At 73.2% G+C, this 22,200-nt stretch carries 21 protein-coding genes and 1 tRNA gene; 15 read left to right on the forward strand and 7 right to left on the reverse strand.

Annotation, left to right across the window (positions count from 1 at the left end; translation table 11 throughout):
* Positions 1-256 precede the first annotated feature (256 nt).
* The 4 genes from ACFC1X_RS04695 to ACFC1X_RS04710 all read left to right on the forward strand — a co-directional run bounded on the left by ACFC1X_RS04695 (position 257) and on the right by ACFC1X_RS04710 (position 2,665).
* Complete coding sequence (locus ACFC1X_RS04695; RefSeq protein ID WP_376348771.1) at positions 257-544, forward strand: hypothetical protein; 288 nt, start codon at positions 257-259, stop codon at positions 542-544.
* 79 nt (positions 545-623) lie between these two features.
* Positions 624-1,139, forward strand: coding sequence for a hypothetical protein (locus tag ACFC1X_RS04700; protein WP_376348773.1), 516 nt, complete (start codon positions 624-626; stop codon positions 1,137-1,139).
* A 142-nt stretch (positions 1,140-1,281) separates the two neighbouring features.
* A complete protein-coding gene (locus tag ACFC1X_RS04705; protein WP_376348774.1) occupies positions 1,282-1,815 on the forward strand; it encodes a tyrosinase family oxidase copper chaperone in 534 nt (177 codons plus the stop codon).
* Positions 1,799-2,665, forward strand: a complete 867-nt coding sequence (locus ACFC1X_RS04710) for a tyrosinase family protein (RefSeq protein ID WP_376348776.1) — start codon at positions 1,799-1,801, stop codon at positions 2,663-2,665. Before ACFC1X_RS04705 ends, ACFC1X_RS04710 begins: the two co-directional genes overlap by 17 nt.
* A 59-nt stretch (positions 2,666-2,724) precedes the next feature.
* On the opposite strand, the gene ACFC1X_RS04715 is transcribed toward ACFC1X_RS04710, so the two are convergent.
* A complete protein-coding gene (locus ACFC1X_RS04715) occupies positions 2,725-3,063 on the reverse strand; it encodes a chaplin (RefSeq protein WP_376348778.1) in 339 nt (112 codons plus the stop codon).
* 199 nt (positions 3,064-3,262) lie between these two features.
* On the opposite strand from ACFC1X_RS04715, the gene ACFC1X_RS04720 reads away from it, so the two are divergent.
* Entirely contained in the window at positions 3,263-3,889 is a 627-nt protein-coding gene (locus tag ACFC1X_RS04720; RefSeq protein ID WP_376348780.1) for a DUF2087 domain-containing protein, read from the forward strand.
* On the opposite strand, the gene ACFC1X_RS04725 is transcribed toward ACFC1X_RS04720, so the two are convergent.
* Together ACFC1X_RS04725 and ACFC1X_RS04730 are read right to left on the reverse strand one after the other, a co-directional pair.
* Positions 3,847-4,866 carry a D-2-hydroxyacid dehydrogenase family protein gene (locus ACFC1X_RS04725; protein ID WP_376348782.1) on the reverse strand — a complete coding sequence of 340 codons (1,020 nt, stop codon included), beginning with the start codon at positions 4,864-4,866 and terminating at the stop codon, positions 3,847-3,849. The two genes, ACFC1X_RS04720 and ACFC1X_RS04725, sit on opposite strands and share 43 nt — an antisense overlap.
* 30 nt (positions 4,867-4,896) lie before the next feature.
* Positions 4,897-4,972 (reverse strand) — tRNA-Arg (locus ACFC1X_RS04730).
* A gap of 321 nt (positions 4,973-5,293) precedes the next feature.
* Between ACFC1X_RS04730 and ACFC1X_RS04735 the strand changes: the two genes are divergently transcribed.
* From ACFC1X_RS04735 to abc-f, 5 genes are all read left to right on the forward strand, one after another.
* Positions 5,294-6,901: a dynamin family protein gene (locus tag ACFC1X_RS04735; RefSeq protein ID WP_376348784.1), complete on the forward strand. Its 1,608-nt coding sequence runs from the start codon at positions 5,294-5,296 to the stop codon at positions 6,899-6,901.
* A 3-nt stretch (positions 6,902-6,904) separates the two neighbouring features.
* Positions 6,905-9,115 (forward strand): YfjP family GTPase, encoded by a 2,211-nt coding sequence (locus tag ACFC1X_RS04740; RefSeq protein ID WP_376348786.1) that lies wholly within the window; start codon positions 6,905-6,907, stop codon positions 9,113-9,115.
* 180 nt (positions 9,116-9,295) lie between these two features.
* Positions 9,296-9,772 carry a single-stranded DNA-binding protein gene (locus tag ACFC1X_RS04745; RefSeq protein WP_376348788.1) on the forward strand — a complete coding sequence of 159 codons (477 nt, stop codon included), beginning with the start codon at positions 9,296-9,298 and terminating at the stop codon, positions 9,770-9,772.
* Between the two features lie 264 nt (positions 9,773-10,036).
* Positions 10,037-11,437, forward strand: coding sequence for a Cys-Gln thioester bond-forming surface protein (locus ACFC1X_RS04750; protein WP_376348790.1), 1,401 nt, complete (start codon positions 10,037-10,039; stop codon positions 11,435-11,437).
* A gap of 219 nt (positions 11,438-11,656) precedes the next feature.
* Complete coding sequence (gene abc-f / locus ACFC1X_RS04755; protein ID WP_376349764.1) at positions 11,657-13,306, forward strand: ribosomal protection-like ABC-F family protein; 1,650 nt, start codon at positions 11,657-11,659, stop codon at positions 13,304-13,306.
* 7 nt (positions 13,307-13,313) lie between these two features.
* On the opposite strand, the gene ACFC1X_RS04760 is transcribed toward abc-f, so the two are convergent.
* A complete protein-coding gene (locus ACFC1X_RS04760) occupies positions 13,314-13,823 on the reverse strand; it encodes a GNAT family N-acetyltransferase (RefSeq protein ID WP_376348792.1) in 510 nt (169 codons plus the stop codon).
* Positions 13,824-13,906: 83 nt separating this feature from the next.
* Between ACFC1X_RS04760 and ACFC1X_RS04765 the strand changes: the two genes are divergently transcribed.
* Together ACFC1X_RS04765 and ACFC1X_RS04770 are read left to right on the forward strand one after the other, a co-directional pair.
* Entirely contained in the window at positions 13,907-14,485 is a 579-nt protein-coding gene (locus tag ACFC1X_RS04765) for a TetR family transcriptional regulator (protein ID WP_376348794.1), read from the forward strand.
* 10 nt (positions 14,486-14,495) lie between these two features.
* On the forward strand, positions 14,496-14,840 hold the full coding sequence (locus tag ACFC1X_RS04770) for a hypothetical protein (RefSeq protein WP_376348796.1): 345 nt from the start codon (positions 14,496-14,498) through the stop codon (positions 14,838-14,840).
* Between the two features lie 88 nt (positions 14,841-14,928).
* On the opposite strand, the gene ACFC1X_RS04775 is transcribed toward ACFC1X_RS04770, so the two are convergent.
* Positions 14,929-15,435 (reverse strand): HAD domain-containing protein, encoded by a 507-nt coding sequence (locus ACFC1X_RS04775; RefSeq protein WP_376348797.1) that lies wholly within the window; start codon positions 15,433-15,435, stop codon positions 14,929-14,931.
* Between the two features lie 138 nt (positions 15,436-15,573).
* On the opposite strand from ACFC1X_RS04775, the gene ettA reads away from it, so the two are divergent.
* Genes ettA through ACFC1X_RS04790 form a run of 3 tightly spaced genes read left to right on the forward strand, consistent with a single transcriptional unit; the run spans position 15,574 to position 18,335 of the window.
* Positions 15,574-17,238 carry an energy-dependent translational throttle protein EttA gene (gene ettA / locus ACFC1X_RS04780; protein ID WP_376348799.1) on the forward strand — a complete coding sequence of 555 codons (1,665 nt, stop codon included), beginning with the start codon at positions 15,574-15,576 and terminating at the stop codon, positions 17,236-17,238.
* A gap of 6 nt (positions 17,239-17,244) precedes the next feature.
* Positions 17,245-17,655, forward strand: a complete 411-nt coding sequence (locus tag ACFC1X_RS04785; RefSeq protein ID WP_122620070.1) for a thioesterase family protein — start codon at positions 17,245-17,247, stop codon at positions 17,653-17,655.
* On the forward strand, positions 17,652-18,335 hold the full coding sequence (locus ACFC1X_RS04790) for a hypothetical protein (protein ID WP_376348801.1): 684 nt from the start codon (positions 17,652-17,654) through the stop codon (positions 18,333-18,335). Before ACFC1X_RS04785 ends, ACFC1X_RS04790 begins: the two co-directional genes overlap by 4 nt.
* 18 nt (positions 18,336-18,353) lie before the next feature.
* Here the strand turns inward: ACFC1X_RS04790 and ACFC1X_RS04795 are convergent, their stop codons facing one another.
* Together ACFC1X_RS04795 and ACFC1X_RS04800 are read right to left on the reverse strand one after the other, a co-directional pair.
* Positions 18,354-19,313 carry an ABC transporter ATP-binding protein gene (locus ACFC1X_RS04795; RefSeq protein WP_376348803.1) on the reverse strand — a complete coding sequence of 320 codons (960 nt, stop codon included), beginning with the start codon at positions 19,311-19,313 and terminating at the stop codon, positions 18,354-18,356.
* A 97-nt stretch (positions 19,314-19,410) separates the two neighbouring features.
* On the reverse strand, positions 19,411-22,161 hold the full coding sequence (locus ACFC1X_RS04800; protein ID WP_376348804.1) for an FtsX-like permease family protein: 2,751 nt from the start codon (positions 22,159-22,161) through the stop codon (positions 19,411-19,413).
* Positions 22,162-22,200: the final 39 nt, after the last annotated feature.

The following is a 22,200-nucleotide window of genomic DNA, read 5'->3' on the forward strand; positions in this document are numbered from 1 at the left end:
AGGGGGGTTCCCGGCGTCCCCCCTGCCGGCCCACCCCCGCCAGCCCCCGCGGGCCCCCGGGCGCCGTGGCTAACCCCCCTTTCCGGGGTGGCGCGACGGCCCTTTCTGTATTTCCGCCTTTCTGTCCTTCCGTCTTTCGAGGGTCCGGAGATCTCATATGTCTTCCGGACGGTGGAGTTTCCGTGCCCGGTACAGGTCGTTGGAGAGGGCGTCAGTATTTCCTCCGGTGACACGGGTCGCCGAAGAAAGGAACACGATGAAGTCCCTCAAGGCCGCCGCGGTCGTCGCCGGTTCCCTGGTCGTCGCCGGCTCCGCCGTGCCCGCGTTCGCCTACGACGCCGACACCGCGAAGCTCACGCCCACCAGCCTCAACGGCGCCGTGAACGCGCTGACCGCGGAGCCCATCGACGTCATGCCGCTCAAGCATCAGTCGGACGCGCTCGACACCGAGAACAAGGACTCCGTGCTGCACACCGTGAAGGGTGCGACCACCGACCTGAACTCGAAGAGCGGCCGGCTCGGGGGCCTCCCGCTGGGCGGCTGAGTCCCGGGCCGTTTCCGCGTGCGCTCTTCCCGCCCGTTCCTCCCGCCTTCCCGCATTCTCGAAAGGGACCGTGCCTGACATGAAGTCGACCACCAGACGAACCCTGGCCGCCGTCGTCACCGGAGTGGCGGCCGCCGTGGGCGTGTCCGCGGCCCCCGCCGCCGCGGCCGACGCGATCCCCGTACCCGTGCCCCTGGGCGGCGCGGAGACGGCCCTCGGCATGGAACTGCCGGAGGCGACCGGGGAGCTGCCCGTGCCGACGGTGGGCGCACCCGAGGGGCCGCGCTACGTCGAGGGCCGGCTGCTGCCGGAGCGGACACTGCCGCAGTTGCCGGTGCACGGCGGGCTGCCGGGCGCCGACCTGCGCCAGCCCGTGCCGCACGTCCTCGGCGACGACTTCGACCATGCCGCCATGGACGCCCCCGCCGCCGGGCTGCGCACCCTGGCACCCGGTCTGTCCCTGGACGCGCCGCTCACCGCGCCGCGGGCCGACGCCCTCGGCCTGCCGGCGGCCAAGCTCCCGGAGGCCGGTGTGACGGCCCCCGTCGTCCAGACGGTCCCCGTGGCCGACCTGGGCGTCGGACCGGGGCTCTAGCCCGCTCGGACCGGGGTTGTAGCCCGCTCGGCCCGTCACGCGCCCGGGCCGTCCGTGCTCCGACTGGCCCTGCGAGCGGTGACCGAGTGGCCCGTCGACGGGTTAGCGGTGCGGACCACCGGAACCGGACGAGGAGCGAGCCATGGCCGTTGACGCGGGCGCGGCAACGAGCGACACCGAGCAGGAGCAGTATCAGAGGCACGAGCGGGATCGCGGGGCGGAGAGCCGGGCGAGAGGCGGCCCGGCGCACGGCACCCGGCGGCAGCTGATGCGAGGGCTGCTCGCCCCCGCTCTCGCGGTCACCCTGACACCGCTGGTCGCCGCCTCCCGCCCCGAGCCGCACACCGCCGAGCCGGCAGGGAGCGGCGCCTTCGACGAGACCTACCGGGGGCGCCGGATCCGCGGCATCCGGTCCGCCGCGGGACGCGCCGTCGGCGCCGGCACCTGGCACGTCACCGTGGACGGTCGCCCGCTGCACCTGATGCGCCGGGCCGACGGCAGCTGGCTGACCATGATCGACCACTACCGGTCGTACCCCACCCCCCTTTCCGCGGCCCGCCGCGCCGTCGATGAACTCGGCCCCGGCGAGCACCTGCGCGACACGCCGGCCGCCGAGGAGCACGACTCCCAGGGGCACGACCACCGCTCCGGGGGGCGGCATGGCGTACACGCGTAGGGACGTCAGCACGCTGACCCGCACCGAGCGACGACGGTTCGTCAGCGCGCTGCTGGAGATCAAACGGCGAGGCGAGTACGACGAGTTCGTCCGCACCCACATCGAGTACTACGTCTCGGACGGCGAGAACGGGCTGCGTACGGCGCACATGGCGCCCTCCTTCCTGCCCTGGCACCGCAGGTTCCTGCTGGACCTGGAGGAGGCGCTGCGCCGGGTCGACTCGTCGGTCACCGTGCCGTACTGGGACTGGACGAAGGACCGCAGCACCACGTCCGCGCCCTGGACCGCCGACTTCCTCGGCGGCACGGGGAGACGCTCCGACCACCGGGTCACCACCGGGCCGTTCGCGTACGCCGAGGGCAACTGGACCCTGAAGGTGAACGTCACCGACACCGAGTACCTCACCCGGGACCTCGGGCGGGCCGGCGATCCCCTCAAGCTGCCCGCCAAGAGCGACCTGGAGTGGGCCCTCGACGACCCGGTGTACGACACCGCGCCCTACGACTCCACGGTCCGCAAGGGGTTCCGCAACAAGCTGGAGGGGTGGGGGACCGGCCGGGGCAGCGTCTCCTGGCGCAACCACAACCGGGTGCACCGGTGGGTCGGCGGGGTCATGGTCGGCGGCGCCTCCGTCAACGACCCGGTCTTCTGGCTGCACCACGCCTTCGTCGACCTCCAGTGGTCCCGCTGGCAGGCCCGCCACCGAGGCGCCCGCTACCTGCCCGCGAAGCCGCCCGGCCGGGGCAGCGCACAGCACGGACGGATCGTCGCCCGGCACGAGCGGCTGCCGCCGTGGGACGTGACGCCGGACGAGCTGGAGGACGTCGGCCGGATCTACCGGTACGCCTGAGGGACCCACGGGAAGAGCCCCGGCTGGGAAGGCCGGGGCTCTTCGGGTGCCTACGGGACTCAGCCGCCGTAGCCGGCGTTCTTGCCGTTCTTGCCGTTCTTGCCGTGCTTGTCGCTCGTGTCCTTCTTCTTGTCGCTGGTGTCCTTCTTCTTGTCGTCGTCGCCGTTCTCGCAGCTGTTGCCGAACGCCGGGTTGAGCAGAGCGAAGATGTTGACGGTGTTGCCGCACAGGTTCACCGGCACGTGCACCGGGATCTGGATGACGTTGCCGGACAGGACGCCGGGCGAGCCGACGGCGGCGCCGCTGGCGTCCGCGTCCGCCATGGCCAGGCCGGTGCCGCTGAGCACCATGGCGCCGGCGCCGAGAGCGACGCCGGCAGCCTTCGCGATGCGAGACATCACGTTTCTCCTTCTGACTCGGGGAACACGGCGGCAGGACGCGCCGCCGCGCGGCCGGTTCAACGCACATGGTCGAAGCGGGTCACGGGCAGAATGTGAGGATCACCCTTTTTGCACAGAGGGCGAGGGGCGGCGAGGGAGCGGGCGGCGCCGGAAAACCAGTGCCGCTCCCGCGCGGACGTCCACTAGCCTCCCCGCCATGTCGAACGACCTGCCCGACGCGTCCATCGATCCCTCCGAGCCCTTCGAGGCATCCGCGCTCGCCGCGCTGCCCGGCCTCTTCTCCGAGGAGAGCAGGGTGCGCGCCTTCGCCGCCGTCGCCCTGGGCGCCGGCGGCAACGCGGAGGTGGCCCGGATGGCCGGACTGTCCGCGAAGGAGACGGCTGCCGCGCTGCGCCGACTGCGGGAGCAGGGCGTGGTGGCGTCCGGGGACGGCGGTGAACTCGTCGTCGCCCACGACCGTTTCAGGGAACTGGCCCGCGCGGCCCGCCCCACGGCGGCCCCGGCCGGTGCCCCCGCACCGGTGGCCGACGGCGACCGCACCGGCATGATCCTGCGGACCTTCGTGAAGGACGGGCGCCTGGTCCGCCTCCCCGCCCGCTGGACGCGCAAGAAGGTGGTGCTGCGGCACATCGCCGAGCGGACCTTCGCCCCCGGCGTGGAGTACCCGGAGCGCACCGTCGACCAGAAGCTGCGGGCGTGGTGCGAGGACGGCGAGGTCGACCATGTGACGCTCCGGCGCCATCTGGTGGACTTCGGACACCTGCGCCGGAGCGGCGGAATCTACTCGCGCCCGGCGGAATCCGCCCGGGTGGGAACCGCCTGAGCGTCCTGGGCCGGGGCCACGGGCAGGCGGCGTACGGGGGAGCCGTCGAGGTGGGCCCGGATCGCCTCCACGGCCTGGCCGTAGTACGTGGCGTAGTTGGCCTGTGAGACGTAGCCCAGGTGGGGCGTCGCGAGCAGGCGCGGGGCCGTGCGCATCGGGTGGCCGGCGGGCAGCGGCTCGGTGTCGAAGACGTCGACGCCCGCGCCGGCGATCCGGCCCTCGTGCAGCGCGGCGAGCAGGGCGTCCTGGTCGACGATCGCCGCGCGCGAGGTGTTGATCAGGTAGGCGGTCGGCTTGAGCAGGGCCAGTTCGGCGGGGCCGAGCAGGCCGCGGGTGCGGTCGCCGAGCGCCAGGTGGACGGAGACGAAGTCGGCGTCACGCAACAGCGCCTCCTTGGAGGGGGCGAGTTCGACGCCCACCTCGTCGGCGCGCTCCCGGGTGAGGTTCCGGCTCCACGCGCTCACCCGCATGCCGAAGGCGAGGCCGACCCCGGCCACCCGGCTGCCGATCTTGCCGAGGCCCAGCAGGCCCAGGCGGCGGCCGTGCAGGTCGGCACCCACCGTCTGCTGCCAGGGGCCGCCCTCGCGCAGCCCGTTGCCCTCCTGGACGATGCCGCGGGCCAGGCCGAGGAGCAGCGCCCAGGTCAGTTCGACGGGCGGGGCCGAGGAGGAGGCCGTGCCGCACACGGTGACGCCGTGCGCCTCGGCGGCGGCGTAGTCGATCACGCTGTTGCGCATGCCGGAGGCGACGATGAGTCTCAGCCGGGGCAGCCGGGAGATCAGCGATCCGGGGAAGGCCACGCGTTCGCGCAGCGTGACCACGATGTCGAAGCCGGCGAGGGCGGCGGCGAGAGCGTCCTCGTCGCCGAAATGGGTGTCGAAGGACACGACGTCCACGTCGTCGGCGACCGGGGACCAGTCGGCGATCTCGGTCGCCACCCGCTGGAAGTCGTCGATTACGGCGCAGCGCAGTCGCACGTGGTCCGGTCCCCCTCGCCAAACGGGCAGTGGCGCCCCCGGCAGGACTCGAACCTGCGGCCAAGCGCTTAGAAGGCGCCTGCTCTATCCACTGAGCTACGGGGGCCTGGTGTGGTGGCCTCGTTCGTGGTGCCCGGGTGTGGGCGGGTCCGTGACGTTGCCGGGGACAAGGATAGGGCTCCCGGCTCCATGTCCCTGATGCTTCCCCTCCGTGGCTCGATGTGGAGGTTCGGTGAAGCGGTTCTGATAATCGCAGGCAGGTACGAATCGTGCATCGCTTTTGGCCGCTCGCGCATCGGGTGTTGTCCACTCGTTATGCCTGGACTGCGCTCACGTCCCAGTAGTGGCTTCCGTCCGGAGTGTCCGGTCGGCGCGCAGACATGCTCATATGCTTCAGAATTCCCCTAAAATTGGGCATTCTTCACATGTGGTGACCTTGGACGTACGGCCTCAGCTGCTTGACGCACTCTCCGCGCTGCGCGACCGCGTCGCGGCCGCACGCTTCCCGCTGCCCCTGGCGGGTGCGCCACGCGCGCGTGCCAACCGCGACGAGCTGCTCGCCCAGCTCGACGACTACCTGATGCCCCGGCTGAAGGACCCCGAAGCACCCCTGCTGGCCGTGGTGGGCGGATCCACCGGCGCCGGGAAGTCCACCCTGGTGAACTCCCTCGTGGGGCAGCGGGTCAGCGAGGCCGGCGTGCTGCGGCCCACGACCCGCACGCCGGTGCTGGTGTGCCATCCGGAGGACCACCACTGGTTCAGCGGGATGCGGGTGCTGCCCGACCTCACGCGCGTGTGGGTGCCGCACCGGGAACCGGACGACGACCTGCTCCTGCCCGGCGAGAACCCCGCGCGTGTGCTGCGGGTCGAGACCGCCGACACCCTGCCGCCGGGCGTCGCCCTCCTGGACGCGCCCGACATCGACTCCCTCGTCGCCGACAACCGCGTCCTGGCGGCCGAGCTGATCTGCGCCGCCGACATCTGGGTGATGGTCACCACGGCCGCCCGGTACGCCGACGCGGTGCCCTGGCACCTGCTGCGCACCGCCAAGGAGTACGACGCCACCTTGGTCACCGTCCTCGACCGGGTGCCGCACCAGGTGGTGGCCGAGGTGTCCCGGCAGTACGCGGCGCTGCTCACCAAGGCCGGCCTCGGCGACGTACCCCGCTTCACCGTGCCCGAACTGCCCGAATCGGCCTGGGGTGGCGGGCTGTTGCCGGCCAGCGCCGTGGCGCCGCTGCGGGCCTGGCTCGTGCACCGGGCCCAGGACCTGGACGCCCGGCACCACACCATGGCCCGTACGGCGCACGGCATCCTGGACTCGCTCAAGTCCCGGATGCCCGAACTGGCCGGCGCCACCGCGGCGCAGTACGCCGCCGCGCTGCGGCTCACCGCCGCCGTCGAGGGTGCGTACGACGGCGAGCACGCGCGCGTGCGGGGGCGGTTGCAGGCGGGCGCCGTGCTCGCCGGGGACGCCCTGAAGCGCTGGCGGGCCTTCCCCCTCGACTGCACCCCGGAGGAGCTCCTCGACTCCCTGGTGGAGAGCCTGAGCGCCCTGCTGCTGTGCGCCGTCACCGCCGCCGACGAACGCGTCGACGAGGCGTGGCGGGGCGAACCGGCCGCGTCCGCCCCGGAACTCGCGCGCCACGACCCCACCCCGGAGAGCGCCGAGCACCGGATCGGGCTGGCCGTACGGCGGTGGCGGCGGGAGCTGGAGGAGTACGCCGAGGACGAGGTCCGCGAGCTGGACCGGAACCTCGCCCCGGATCCCGGGGTGGTGGCCGGGCTGGTCGCCACCGTGCTGCTCGGCGGGCGACGCGCGCGGGTCGCCGGGGAGCGGCTCGCCGAGCGGATCGGCGCCCACGGCGCGCTGCGGCTGCGCGACCGGGGCGGACGGCTGCTCGACGAACACGTCGACCGCGTCCTGCACGTCGAGCGCGAGCGCCGGCTGGCGCCGCTCGACGGGCTGGAGGTGCATCCCGAGCCACAGGCCGAACTCATCGCCGCGCTGTCCGTACTGCAGAAGGAGAGGTGACCGGTGACCGCCGTCACTGACCAGGACCCCACCGAGCACTCCGACCACACGACCCAGGAGGCGGACCGGACGGGCCGGGCCGGCGACACGGAGCCCGGGGACGGCCGGGCCCCGGAGAGCGCCACCGAGCCGGAGACCACGCGTGCGGACGGCGCCGAGGGCGCGTCCGGGGAACCGGTGCGGGGGACGTGGCTGCGGCGGCGCGGGGGCCGTACGGGGGGCGTGGTCGACCGGGAGCGGGCGGGCGGGGCCGAGGGGGCGGGAGGGGCTGAGCGTGCGGGAAGGGCTGAGCGTGCGGGAGGGGCGGAACGTGGGGGAGGGATGGAGCGTGCCGGAGGGATGGAACGTGCGGGAGGGGCCGAGCGTGCGGCGAGGGCCGAGCGTGTCGCCGGTGGTCCGTCTGGCTCCGGTGGTTCGTCCGGCTCGGGTGGTCCGTCCGGCTCCGGTGGTTCCTCCGGCCCCGGTGGTTCCTCCGGCTCCAACTCGGGCGGCGGTTCCGGGGACGGGGAGGGTGCCTGGGGTGACGGGCTGATCGCGCGGCGGGTGGACGAGAACGGTGGCACGGAGCAGTACGCGGTCCTGCCCAGCAGGCCCGCCGCCACCTCGGCCGCCCTGATGCCGCTCGCCTACGACGGACAGCTCAGGTCCCGGCTGGACGCCCTGCGCGAGCTGGTCGGGCTCTCCCGGGCCCGCCTCGACGGCGGGACCCTGGCCGAGGCGGGCCGGGTCCTCGACGAGGCCGCCGCGCGGCGCAGGCTCTCCGGGCAGCACACCGTCGTCGCCATCGCGGGCGCGACCGGCAGCGGCAAGTCGCAGCTGTTCAACACCCTCGCCGGGGTGACGATCTCCGAGACGGGTGTCCGCCGGCCGACCACCGCCGCGCCCATCGCGTGCAGTTGGAGCGACGGCGCGGCCAGCCTGCTGGACCGGCTCGGCATCCCCGGCCGCCTGCGCCGCCGCCCGATCCAGCACCCCGACTCCGAGTCGCCGCTGCGCGGGCTGGTCCTGATCGACCTGCCCGACCACGACTCGGCGGCCGTCCAGCACCGCGAGCAGGTGGACCGCATCCTGGAGCTGGTCGACGCCGTCATCTGGGTCGTCGACCCGGAGAAGTACGCCGACGCGGTCCTCCACGAGCGCTATCTGCGGCCGATGGCGGGCCACGCGGAGGTCACCCTCGTCGTCCTCAACCAGATCGACCGGCTGCCCGGCGAGGCCGCCGAACAGGTCCTCGACGATCTGCGGCGCCTGCTCGACGAGGACGGCATCGCGCTGGGGGAGTACGGCGAACCCGGCGCGACCGTGCTCGCCCTGTCCGCGCTCACCGGGGAGGGCATCGGCGAGCTGCGCGAGGTGCTCGGCCAGTTCGTCGCCGAGCGGCAGGCCCCGGCGCGCCGTATCGCGGCCGACGTGGACGCCGCCGCCTGGCGCCTGCGCTCCGTGTACGTCACCGGGCGGCGGACCGGCCTCAGCGAGCAGGCCCGGGAGGAGTTCTCGGACCGGCTCGCGGACGCGGTGGGCGCCACCGCGGCGGGCGACGCGGCCGAGCGGGCCTGGCTGCGCAACGCCAACCGCGCGTGCGGTACGCCCTGGCTGCGGCTGTGGCGCTGGTACCACGAGCGGCGTGAACCGGCCACGGGGCGGCTCCCGCTGCGCGCCCAGCCCGACGAGGAGGCCACCGCGCGGCAGCGCGTCGAGCAGGCGGTGCGCACGGTCTCCGAGCGGGCGTCGGCCGGACTGCCGGCGCCGTGGGCGCAGGCGATGCGCGAGGCGGCCGTGCGCGGCGCCCAGGGGCTGCCCGAGGCCCTGGACGAGCTGGCGGAGCGCACGGGGCTGCCGCCGGGGCGCCCACCGAGGCCGGGCTGGTGGCCGGTGGCCGTGCTCGCCCAGGCGTCCATGACCCTCACCCAGGTGGTGGGCGGCCTGTGGCTGCTGGGCCAGATCGTCGGCTTCATGCCACCGAACCTGGGCGTGCCGGTGCTGCTGATGCTGGCGGGCATCATCGGCGGTCCCCTCATCGAGTGGGCCTGCCGCATGGCGGCCCGCGGCCCGGCACGCCGCTACGGCCACGAGGCGGAACGCCTGCTGCGGGAGGCGGCCGCCGGGTGCGGCCGGGCCAGGGTGCTGGATCCGCTGGCGGCGGAACTGCTGCGGTACCGGGAAGTGCGGGAGCAGTACGGGCGGGTCACGGGGGTGGGGACTGCGGCGAGGTAGGCGCGGATCGGCGACTCTCACCCGCAAGGGTGACGGAGTTCTCCACAGGCGGGGCGGCGGTCCACAGCCCTCGGCGGGCCGGGGGCTGGCCGGGGCAGTCTGGCCTCGCGGCGGTCGCGACGAACGCGGTCGCCGGACGCAGCCGTACGGGACGGGCCCGTGCGGGAGGGAGGACTCGCGATGAACGAGACGATGATCTGCGCCGTGGGCAACGTGGCCACGCAGCCGGTCTTCCGGGACCTGGCGAACGGACCGTCGGCGCGCTTCCGGCTCGCGGTCACCGCGCGCTACTGGGACCGCGAGAAGAGCGCCTGGACGGACGGCCACACCAACTTCTTCACCGTGTGGGCCAATCGGCAGCTCGCCGCCAACGCGTCGGCGTCGCTGGCGGTGGGCGACCCCGTCGTCGTCCAGGGCCGGCTGAAGGTCCGCACGGACGTGCGCGAGGGGCAGAACTGGACCTCGGCGGACATCGACGCGGTGGCGATCGGCCACGATCTCGCGCGCGGCACGGCCGCGTTCAGGCGCACCGGGAAGGCGGAGGCGGCGGAGGTAGCGGCCTCCCCGCCGCGACCGGAGCCCAACTGGGAGACACCGGCGGGGGAGTCGGCCGACTCGGACCTCGAACAACGCCCGGAGCCCGCCCCGGTGGCCTGACACGGGCGGCTCCGCCGGAACTGACCGAAGTACGGGCTTATCGACCCATGCGCCCGGACGAACCCGGGTGGATTTGTCGATAAGCCCTGCTCACAGGGCCGGTCGGCGATAACGATTCCGATTCGGATCACCGTGTGGGCGAACATCACCCGGGGGCACGGTCCGTCAGGTCCTTAGGATGCCGAACGAGCCCTGTGGGGCTGCTGATTCTGCTGGTGGGACCGTTCCCCCCATGCCAACGGGTCCTGCTCGAAGGGGAATTTGGTGTTTTCTTCGCTCGCTGCACTGTCTCTGCCCGGCCGGAGGACGGCACGTACCGCCGCCACGGCCCTGGTGTCCGCGGCCGCCGTCGCCGGTCTGGTGACCGGTGCGGGACCGGCCGCCGCCCAGGAGAGAGCGGGGGGTCAGGGCGGGGCGACGGCCACCATAGGCGGGCTCAAGACGCACGGCACCGCGGTCATCCACGGGGAGGGCGGCGACCAGGAGGTGCCGGCCGGCCTGTTCGAGATGTCCGTCGAGGGCGGCGGGATGCTGCAGACGTACTGCGTCGACATCCAGAACCCGACGCAGAAGGACGCCAAGTACTACGAGACGCCGTGGAGCGGCACCTCGCTGGGCACCAACAAGGACGCCGGCCGCATCCGTTGGATCCTGGGCAACTCCTACCCCCAGGTCAACGATCTCGCCGAGCTCGCGAAGAAGGCGGGTGTCCGCGGCGGGCTCACCGAGCAGGACGCGGCGGCCGGCACCCAGGTGGCCATCTGGCGCTACTCCGACCACACGGACGTCGAGGCGACCGACCCGCAGGCCGAGCGGCTCGCCGACTACCTGGAGAAGAACGCCCGCGACCTCGCCGAGCCCGCGGCCTCGCTCACCCTGGACCCGCCCGCGGTCTCGGGCCGTCCCGGCGAGCGGATCGGTCCGGTGACCGTCCGCACCAACGCGGGCGGCGCGACGGTGACGCCCCCGGTGGACGCCACCACCAGCGGCGTGCGGATCGTCGACAAGAAGGGCGAGCCGGTCACCGAGGTCACCGACGGCACCCAGATCTTCTTCGACGTGCCCGAGGACGCGGAGGCCGGTACGTCCGCGCTGACCGTCCAGGCGTCGACCACCGTGCCGGTCGGTCGGGCCTTCGCCTCCGAGAGCCGCAGCCAGACCCAGATCCTGGCGGGCTCCAGCGAGTCCACGGTCGCGGCGACGGCCACGGCCACCTGGGCCGGCCAGGGGGCGATACCCGCCCTGTCCGCCGAGAAGAACTGCGCCGAGGGCGGCCTGGACGTCACCGCCGTCAACAAGGGCGACGAGCCGTTCACCTTCGCGCTGCTCGACGCCGAGTACACCATCGCGGCCGGTGAGACGCGCACCGTGACCGTCCCGCTGCCGGAGGACCGGCCCTACGACTTCACCATCCGCGGCCCCGCCGGTTTCGAACAGCGCTTCTCCGGCGTCCTCGACTGCCGCACCCAGGGCGCCACGACGGGTGACGCCACCCAGACCCTCGGCGAACCGGCCCCCGCGACGGCCGTCACCCCCACCCCGAACCCCAACCTCGCCGAGACCGGCAGCTCAGGGGCGACCCCGCTGATCGGCGGCGCGGCGATCGGCCTGGTGGTCATCGGCGGTGCGGTGCTGGTGTTCCTCCGGAGGAAGAACGAGCGGTGACCCTCTAGGGCTCAGGTTCCAGATCCCCGTCCGAGTCCCCGGCTGCCGCGTGCGCGTGGCGCCGGGGACTTTGTTCGGAAGGCTTGACGAGACGAACCGTATCGTCTAGCTTTACGGACGTGCCAGTTGGTGGGCGAGCTTCCGGCTCCCGCTGCCACCGGCCCCCTACTCCCTCCCGCCAAAGGACTGCCCTTGCGCCCTGCTTCCTCCGTCACCACCGTGAACGCCGCCCCCGTCCGCCCCACGTCTCAGATCGCCCTCGCCGACGTCACCAAGCGCTACGGCGACCGAGTCGTCCTGGATCGCGCGTCCCTCACCGTCCGACCGGGCGAGAAGGTCGGCATCGTCGGGGACAACGGCTCGGGCAAATCCACGCTGCTGCGGCTGCTCGCCGGACAGGAGCCGGTCGACAACGGCACCCTGACCGTGACGGCACCGGGCGGCATCGGTCATCTGGCCCAGACCCTCGACCTGCCCGGCACGGCGAGCGTGGGCGACGCCGTGGACCACGTACTGCGCGAACTGCGGTCCCTGGAATGCCGTATCCGGACCGCGGAGTCCGCACTGGGCACGGCCGGTCCCGAGGCCTTCGAGGAGTACGCGGCGCTGCTGACCGAGTACGACGCACGGGGCGGCCAGGGAGCGGACCGGCGTGTGGAGGTGACCCTGCGCCGCCTCGGTGAGCGCGCGCCGCTCGACAGCGAGCGTCCGCTCGGCACCCTCTCCGGAGGGCAGCGCTCCCGCCTCGCGCTCGCCGCGACGCTGGCCTCCGACCCCGAACTGCTCCTGCTCGACGAACCGACCAACGACCTGGACGACGAGGCCGTGGCCTGGCTCGAAGCCCGCCTGCGCCGTCACCGGGGCACGGTGATCGCGGCCACGCACGACCGGGCGTTCCTGGAACGCGTCACCGGCACCGTGCTGGAGGTGGACCAGGACCGGCGCACGGTACGGCGCTACGGCAACGGATACGCCGGCTACCTCACCGCCAAGGCGGCGGCCCGGGCGCGCTGGGCGTGGGAGCACGAGCAGTGGCGCGACGAGGTCGCCCGGCAGCGCGCCCTGGCGGACTCCGGCATCGGCATGCTGTCCGAGATCCCCCGCAAGGGCCCGTGGGCCTTCAGCGGCGCCGGCGCCTTCCGGGCACGCTCACGGTCCCACGGCGCCCAGAGCCGCATCCGCAACGCACGCGAGCGCTTGCAGCGGCTCACGGAGCACCCCGTACCACCGCCGCCGAGCCCCCTCCGCTTCACCGCCCGGGTCGAAGGCGCGCCGGTGACGGGCGAGTCGGCGACGGCAACCCATCTGGAAGGGGTGAGAGTTGGGGGCCGCCTCTCCGTCCCGCACCTGACACTCGCCCCCGGCGACCGACTGCTCGTCACCGGCCCCAACGGCGCGGGCAAGAGCACGTTGCTCCACGTACTGGCAGGTGAGCTGACACCCGACGCGGGCACCGTCCGCCGCCCGCGCCGGATCGGCCACCTGCGCCAACAGTGCGCACCCGAAGCCGCCTTCGACGCCCGCACCCTCCTCGCGGCCTACGCCGCCGATCGGCCGGGCCACCCCGACGACCACGCCGACGCACTGCTCGCACTGGGCCTGTTCCACCCCGCGGACCTGTCCGTCCCCGTACGCGACCTGTCCGTCGGCCAGCGCCGCAAGCTCGAACTGGCCCGCCTGGTCACGTCCGGCCCCCTCGACCTGCTCCTCCTCGACGAACCGACGAACCACCTCTCCCCGTCCCTGATGGAGGAGATCGAGGCGGCCCTGGCCCACTACACCGGCACCCTCGTGGTGGTGACCCACGACCGTCTCCTGCGTGAGCGCTTCCAGGGCCGACGCTTGGACCTGCCCTCGGCCGGCAGCTGATTGCTCCTCAGTTCAGGTCGAGGATCCAGTTCTGCCCGACGAGATCATGACCGAAGCTGTGATGGGGCTCCTCGTCCGCCAGACGGAAGCCGAAGCGCTGGTAGATCTTGCGGGCGGCCACCAGGACGTCGTTGGTCCACAGGGTCACCTGCCGGTAGCCGGCCCGGCGGGCGAAGTCCAGGCACTCCTCGACCAGGCGGGCGCCGACACCGAGCCCCCGAACCGTCGGCGCGACGAGCAGGATGCGCAGCTTCGCGACGCCCGGCTGGTCACCGGCGACGAGGAAGACGCAGCCCGCGCGCTCGCCGTCGACCTCGGCGAGCCAGGCGGCTTCCGTGGCCGGGTCGTGCTTGGCCGCGTACTCGGCGACGATCTTGGCCACGAGGGCTTCGAAGTCGGTGTTCCAGCCGAACTGCCGGTCGTAGATCTCGCCGTGGGCCATCACGACCCAGCCCAGGTCGCCGGGGCGGTCGGCGCGGCGTATGACGAGGCGCCGCTGGTGGTCTCGCTCGGACATGGATCGCACTCCGTGCCAATAGGTAACGCTTCGACTACTCCCCGATACTGAAACAATCGTGTCAGTAGATTTAGGCTAGGCCCATGTCCCCGAAAACGGCAACCCCGTCCGCGCGCCAGGTCGAGCTGCTGGAGGCGGCCTACCGGTACGTACTCACCCACGGCCTGGCCGACCTGTCGCTGCGCCCGCTGGCCGAGGCCATCGGCTCCAGCACGCGGGTGCTGATGTTCCTGTTCGGCAACAAGGACGGCCTGGTGCGGGCGTTGCTGGAACGGGCCCGCGCGGACGAACTGGCGCTCCTGGACCGCCTCCGGGACACCGACCGGCCCGTCGGCCTGGTCCCGGCGGTCGAACACGTCTGGGCCTGGCTCTCCGCCCGCGAACACCGGGCCCTGCTCCGCCTCTGGTCCGAGGCGTACGCGCGCTCTCTCGTCGAGCCCGAGGGCGCCTGGTCGGGCTTCGCCCGCGCCACGGTGCACGACTGGCTGGACGTCCTCGCCGCGTGCCAGCCCCAGCCCGAGCGGGACAGCGAGGACGGCGCCACCCGCCGCACCCTGGCCCTGGCGGTCCTCCGCGGCGCCCTCCTCGACCTCCTCGCCACCGACGACGAGCCCCGGGTCGGGGCGGCGGTCCGACGACAGGCCGTCCTGCTGGGCTCTTAGGCTGCGGCGTATGCACAGCACCCTGACCGAGCACGCCCGATGCCTCTACGGAGACGAGTACCGTCCGACACCGGCGTGCGGCAAGCAGCACAGAGAGCACTACTTCGTCGAGGAACTGACGTTTGCCGACGCGGACGCGATCCTCTCGATGATGCGTGAACTCTGCCCGAACGAGGTCGACGGTCACCTTCCCGTGTGGATCCGCAACCTCGCCTACCGCCTCGTGCTCCTTCAGCGGCCGGACGAGCCGGTTCTGCTGCGGGAGGCCGCGCAGAGCCTGTGGCTGCACGGGCCGGAATGGGACGACATCGCGGCAGAGCTGACGCGGCGGGCCGAGACCTTGGAAGCCGGCTGACCGGACTGGACCGGCTCGGTTCGACGAAGACTCCTCGCCGGGACCCGGTGTCCGGCGAGACGCTTGTCGGCGACCCAGCCGGTCACGGTCAGGCCCATCCCGACGAGTCGAGCCACCTGGCCAGTGCCGAGAAGTCGGCGTCCGTCAGGCCTCTCGCCGGGGCGACGTGATGGAGAAGCGAGGGCCCAGGGTGTTGGGCTGCTACCCACAGGCGATCCATGTCGCCGATCTCGTCGTCGACCCAGATGAACGGTCGGCGATCGGCCCACTCGACAAGGCGGGGTGTCTTCCAGTGGAGGCCGCGCGGGCCGGTCACGGCACTGTCGGCCGGCCACGGCACCACCGGCAGACGCGGCAGGCCGATCAGCGGGGCGACGATCGCGTTCGCGTCCTCTCCCCACGTCGTCGCCCACACCAGGTCACATCCCAGTGCCATGAGGCGCTGCCCGATCCCGGGGGTGAGGCGATCGAGGAGCGGATGCCCTTCGGCCGGAGCGGTGACGGATGCTTGCGCGCGGTCCGGTGACGAGCCGAACGGGATGAGCGGGCCGTCCACGTCGAGGAAGAGGAGGGGGCGCTCCGGTGCGCTTGTCACATCGCCACCCTAGTTCGGCAGGGCGCGAAACCCCAGGTCAGCATCCCGCCAGAGAACGCGCTTCCTCCCAGGGGTGGCGGTGCGGCAAGATGGGGTGTATCTGCCCACTGCCTGATTCAAGCTGCCGGACGGTTTCTCTTGGCTGAGTACATTTACACCATGCGCAAGGCGCGCAAAGCGCACGGCGACAAGGTGATCCTCGATGATGTCACCCTGAGCTTCCTGCCCGGCGCGAAGATCGGCGTTGTCGGTCCGAACGGGGCCGGTAAGTCGACCGTGCTGAAGATCATGGCGGGGCTGGAGCAGCCGTCCAACGGTGACGCGTTCCTGTCGCCGGGCTACACGGTCGGCATCCTGCTGCAGGAGCCCCCGCTGAGCGAGGACAAGAACGTCCTGGAGAACGTCCAGGAGGGTGTCGCCGAGGTCAAGGGCAAGCTCGACCGGTTCAACGAGATCGCCGAGCAGATGGCCACCGACTACTCGGACGCGCTGCTCGAGGAGATGGGCAAGCTCCAGGAGGAGCTCGACCACGCCAACGCCTGGGACCTCGACGCCCAGCTGGAGCAGGCCATGGACGCGCTGGGCTGCCCGCCCGGCGACTGGCCCGTCGCCAACCTCTCCGGTGGTGAGAAGCGCCGCGTCGCGCTGTGCAAGCTGCTGCTCGAGGCGCCCGACCTGCTGCTGCTCGACGAGCCCACCAACCACCTCGACGCCGAGTCGGTGAACTGGCTGGAGCAGCACCTCGCCAAGTACGAGGGCACCGTCGTGGCCGTGACCCACGACCGGTACTTCCTGGACAACGTCGCGGGCTGGATCTGCGAGGTCGACCGCGGCCGGCTGCACGGCTACGAGGGCAACTACTCCAAGTACCTGGAGACCAAGCAGACCCGTCTCAAGGTCGAGGGCCAGAAGGACGCCAAGCGCGCCAAGCGGCTCAAGGACGAGCTGGAGTGGGTGCGGTCGAACGCCAAGGGGCGGCAGGCCAAGTCCAAGGCGCGTCTCGCGCGGTACGAGGAGATGGCCGCCGAGGCCGACAAGATGCGGAAGCTGGACTTCGAGGAGATCCAGATCCCGCCGGGCCCGCGCCTGGGCAGCGTCGTCGTCGAGGTCAACAACCTCAGCAAGGCCTTCGGCGAGAAGGTCCTCATCGACGATCTGTCGTTCACACTGCCGCGCAACGGGATCGTCGGGGTCATCGGACCCAACGGTGCCGGCAAGACCACCCTGTTCAAGATGATCCAAGGCTTCGAGGAGCCGGACTCCGGGCAGATCAAGGTCGGCGACACCGTCAAGATCTCCTACGTCGACCAGAGCCGCGAGAACATCGACCCCAAGAAGACGCTGTGGGCCGTTGTGAGTGATGAGCTGGACTACATCAATGTCGGCCAGGTCGAGATGCCCAGCCGCGCGTACGTCTCCGCCTTCGGGTTCAAGGGGCCGGACCAGCAGAAGCCGGCGGGCGTCCTGTCCGGCGGTGAGCGCAACCGGCTCAACCTCGCGCTCACCCTCAAGCAGGGCGGCAACCTGCTGCTCCTCGACGAGCCGACCAACGACCTCGACGTCGAGACCCTCAGCAGCCTGGAGAACGCCCTCCTCGAGTTCCCCGGGTGCGCCGTGGTCGTCTCCCACGACCGGTGGTTCCTGGACCGGGTCGCCACGCACATCCTCGCCTACGAGGGTGAGTCCAAGTGGTTCTGGTTCGAGGGCAACTTCGAGTCGTACGAGAAGAACAAGATCGAGCGGCTTGGCGCGGACGCCGCACGTCCGCACCGCGCCACCTACAAGAAGCTGACCCGGGGCTGATCGATCTTGCGGCACATCTACCGCTGCCCGCTGCGCTGGGCGGACATGGACGCGTACGGCCACGTCAACAACGTGGTCTTCCTCCGCTACCTGGAGGAGGCACGTATCGACTTCCTGTTCCGCCCGGAGAAGGACTTCAAGCAGGGGTCTGTGGTGGCGCGCCACGAGATCGACTACAAGCGGCAGCTCGTCCACCGGCACCACCCGGTCGACATCGAGCTGTGGGTCACGGAGGTGAGGGCGGCCTCCTTCACGCTCACCTACGAGGTCAAGGACGGAGACGTGGTCTACGTCCGCGCCTCGACCGTGATCGTGCCGTTCGACTTCCAGACGCAGATGCCCCGCCGCATCACCGCTGAGGAACGGGAGTTCCTGCGGGAGTACACGGACGACAAGGAGGAGGCCGTCGCCGCATGACGGTGCTCCATCTGGCCGACGAGGGGGAGGCCGCGGATCTCGCGGCCTTCCTCTCCCGGCTGCTCCACTACGACCGTTCGGCCGCCGTCCGTCTGCAGGCCGCCGGTACGGCTCTCGCGGTCTTCGGCCGGCCTCCCTCCTTCGAGGTGCTGGCCGTGCGCGCGGTACGGCTGGCCAAGCCGTACGAGAACGGGCTCGACGTCACGCTGGACGTGACCGTGTCCGCCGGTGAGCTGCTGGAGACGGTGGACGAGCAGTCGGCCACCGCTGGGGTTCCGGGTGCCGTGACCGGGCCGCCCTGGGCCGGGGTGCTGCCCCCGCGCGGCGGCTGGCGGCCCGAGCCGGGACTGCCCGCGCCGGACGCCCTGCGCGCGCTGGTCGCCGCCGCGGTGGCGGAGTTCCGTTCCCGTACGGGGGAGTTGGCGGCGGACATGCGTACCCGGGCCGAGCTGGACCGGATCGGCCGCGAGATCTGGTCGCGGACGGTCGGCGACACCGGGCTGCCGGTGCGGGCCGTGCACGCGGCCCAGTCACTGGGGTTCCTGCGGCCCGGGGCGGAGTCCGCCGAGGACGCGCCGGTTCTGTTCTCCTCGGGCGCCTGGCTTCGGCTCCGTACGCCCTACGGGTCCGTCGCGCTGCGCCGGGCGGGCACCGGCGCCCTCGGCATCAGCGTGCGCTGACCTCCGCCGGGGGCACCATCACTGATCGCTGTCGTCCGGGCGTACGGCGATGTGGTCGGCCTCCAGTTCCAGGGCGACGCGGTCGCGCATGCCGAGGGCCGCGGTGTAGTCGGCGGGCAGCTGGAGCCGTCCGGCGCGGTCGAGCATGGCGTACTCGCGGGCCACCACCGTCTCGTGGCCGGTCGCGGCGTCCACCTCGCTGCGGCGCAGGACCTCCGTGGAGGTGCGGCCGTCGCGGATGGCGACCGTGCGGCGGACCTCGCCCGCCACCGCCTGGTCGTGGGTGACGATGACGATGGTGGTGCCCAGGCGCTCGTTCGCGGTGCGGAACGCGGCGAAGATCTGCTCCGCCGTGTGGGAGTCCAGCTCGCCCGTGGGCTCGTCGGCGAGCAGCACCGAGGGCGCGCCCGCGAGGGCCACCGCGATGGCGACGCGTTGCTGCTGGCCGCCGGACATCTCCCGCGGGCGGCGGTCGCGGCAGTCGGCGACGTCCAGCAGCTCCAGGAGTTCCAGGGACCGTTCGGCACGGGCCCGTCGGCCGGTCCGGCCGCGGGTGCCCGCCAACCGCATGGGCAGGGCGACGTTCTGGGCCGCCGTCAGGTATGGCAGGAGGTTGCGTGAGGTCTGCTGCCAGACGAAGCCGACCACCTCGCGGCGGTAGGCCAGCCGGTCCTTCGCGGTCATCGTGAGCAGGTCGCGGTCGGCCACCCGGGCCGCCCCGGCGGTGGGGGTGTCCAGGCCGGCGAGGATGTTCATCAGCGTGGACTTGCCGCTGCCCGACGCACCGACCAGAGCCATCAACTCGCCCTCGCGGACCAGCAGGTCGAGGCCCTGGAGGGCCTGCACCTCCACGCCGTCCGCGCTGAAGATCCGGACCAGGCGGTCGCAGGTGATCAGCGCGTCGTGGCCGTAGGCGGGCCGGTCGCGGGACGCGGTGGCGCGGTCGGCCAGGTCGGCGAGGGTCGGGTTCGTCGTCATCGTGCCTCCTGCGCGGATGCGGCTCGTCGTCCAGGGGTGGCGGTGGGGGAGCGGTCCTGCAGACCCGCCGGGAACGCCCGGCCCGCCGGGGACGCCCTCACCGCGCGTCCCCCGCCCTCAGTTCGGTGACCGACCCGCGCCGGCCCGACCACCACGCCTGCACCGCGGCGACGCCCACCGCCACCACCAGTACCGCGACCGCCGGCAGGGCCAGTGACCACGGGTCGGTGCGCAGTTCGGCGCGGCCCACCGGGGACGCGGCGCCCGCCAGGGCGATCGTGGTCAGGTCGAGGCCGGGGGCGAGCAGGCGGATCGCCGCCCAGCCGGTCAGGGCGCCTCCCGCGGCCGCCAGGACGGCCTGGGGGAGGGACTCCAGGACGAGCAGGCGGCGGCCCTGCGCCCGGGTGAGGCCCATGGTGCGCAGCCGGGCCAGCAGGGCGGCGCGTTCGGGAGCGGCGCGCAGCAGGGACAGCAGCAGGGCGAGGACGGCGTAGCCGGTGCCCGCGGCGACGGCACCGGCGTAGACGCGTTCGGCGCCGGACTGGAGGGGCGAGTCGACGTACCGGTCCCGCTCCTCGGACCGCAGCTTCACGGCACTGGTCTCGGCACCGGCGTCGTCGCCCGCGGCACGGCGCAGTGCGCCCGCGTCCACGTGGTCGCCGGTCAGCAGCAGTACGGTCGGGCGGGCCGCCTCGGCGGAGAGTCCGGCCCGGTCCACGACCAGGAAGTCCTCACCGGAGACGGCGGGGGTGCGGTCGCGGACGAGGGCGATCCGGACCGTGACGGAGGTGCCGTCCTCCACGCGGATCCGGAACGGCCCGGTGCCGAACCGCTCGGCGATGGACGGCGAGGCCAGCGCCCGCAGCGGCTCCTCGGAACCGCCGCGCCGCTTCAGCTCGGCCGCCTCGAAGGCCCCCAGCCCGGTCTCCGCCGCGAGCCGCGCGTAGGCGGCCGGGTCCACGCCGGCCACCGGCAGGGTCTGGCGGCCGTCCGAGCCCTTGGCCTGGTAGGTCAGTCCGACCTCGACCACGTCCCGGACCCCGGAGGTGCCGCGCACGCGGTCGGGCAGGCCGGCCGGGAGCGGCCCGGTCTCCTCGATCCGGGCGTCGGCGCCGACGGTCAGCAGCGCCGCCCGGTCGCGGGCGTCCGTCACCCCGGCGAGTACCGAACCGCCGAACGCGGCCGTGGTGAGCGCGGTCAGCAGGGCGAGGAGCGGCAGCACCGCCGAGACCGACGTACGGCCCGCGCGGGCCAGCGCCAGGTGGCCCACCGCGCCGCGCAGGCGTCCCGCCGGGCGGGCGAGGCGGCGCAGGGGCAGCGGGTACAGGCGTACGAGCACCAGCGCGGCGATCACTCCGACCAATACCGGTGCCGCCGACACCAGGTCACCGCCGCTGCCGGACGCGCCGCGCCGGCGCAGGGTCTCGACCGCGCCGAGCGCCAGGGCGACGGCGGTGAGTTCGGCGACCGTACGCCGCCGGGACGGACGGGCGGAGGCCACGTCCCGCCGGCCGTCGTGGACCCGTACGGTGCGGTGCGCGACGGCCGCGCGCAGGGGCAGTGCGGCGCAGGCCACGGCGGTGACCGCGACGGCCGCCCAGACGGCGGGGGCGAGCCGGCCACCGGGCAGCGCGAACAGCGCGGCGGCGAGGCCGAGGGCGCCCGCGGGCAGCGCGACCACGGCGGTCTCGGCGAACAGCCGTCCGGCGACGCCCCGCAGGGAGGCGCCGCGGGCCCGCAGCAGGGCGAGTTCGGCGCGGCGGCGGTCGGCGGCCAGGCCGCCCGCCATCAGCAGCACGACCCCCGCGACCGTGCCGGCCCCGGCGGCGGCGACCGCGACCAGCGGGCCGATGCCCGACCGCAGCCCGTCGAAGGCGAGCGCCGTCTCGTCCAGGTCGGTGCTGACGTCCGCGAGCGGGTCGACCCCCGAACGCACCTCGCGCAGGCCAGGACCGGACTCCAGGGCGGCGACGGCCGAGGTCAGCCCGTCCACGTCGTGGGCGTGCAGCGCGTCGGTGTCGGGGGCCAGCTGCCAGTAGCGGACGGGGGTCCCGGCCGTGCCCAGCAGGGCGGGCCCGGCGTCCGGGGCGAGCAGCAGCGTGCCCAGCCAGTAGCGTTCGCGGTCCGCGCCCGCCGACCCCGGCACCGTCATCAGCGACGGCTCGCGCAGCACGGACTGGGTGGACCAGTAGGCGCCGTCGGGGTCGCGCGGGGCGAGCACCCCGGTGATCCGGACGGTGAGCGGGGCGCGTTCGACGCCGGGCACGTGCAGGACGGAGCCCACCTTGATGCGCAGCGTGCGGGCCGTCTCGGTGGTGACCGCCGCCTCCAGCGCGCCGGTCGCGGCGGTCACCGGGTCGCCGGTCACGCGCGGCAGGCGGCCGGAGCCGATCCGGGCGTGGTCGCCGAGGCCGTGCTGGGCGGCGAAGTAGAACTGGGCCGGCAGCCCGCTCGGCTGCGGCAGCCAGGGTTCCGGCACCGGGAGACCGTCGGTGGTGCGCACCCCGTACGTCGACTGCGCCCGGTCGACGGCGAGCGGAGCGCGGCGGTCCACGGCGGCGACCGCCTTGGCGTACCGGCGGCCCAGCGGGTCCGGGCGCAGCGACTCCTCCCGCTCTCGTGGCGGGAGACCGAAGTCGGGCTGCGGGGCGACCACCAGCACGCTGGTCCGGTCGGGGCGGGCCTGCGCCAGTGCCCGGTCGAGGCCCGCGTCCGCGTACCGGTCCAGTGCCCTCGGGAAGGCGGCGGCCAGACACGCGGTCAGTGCCACCAGCACCGCGAGGGCCCAGGCGGCACCGGGCGCGGCCCGAAGCCGGGTGCGGACCCAGGGAACGCTCACCGGTTTCACCGCGCCTCACCTCTCTGTCGTCCCTGTCCTGTGACGCGC

The organism is Streptomyces sp. NPDC056128 (genome assembly GCF_042263835.1).
In the GTDB taxonomy this organism is placed as follows: domain Bacteria; phylum Actinomycetota; class Actinomycetes; order Streptomycetales; family Streptomycetaceae; genus Streptomyces.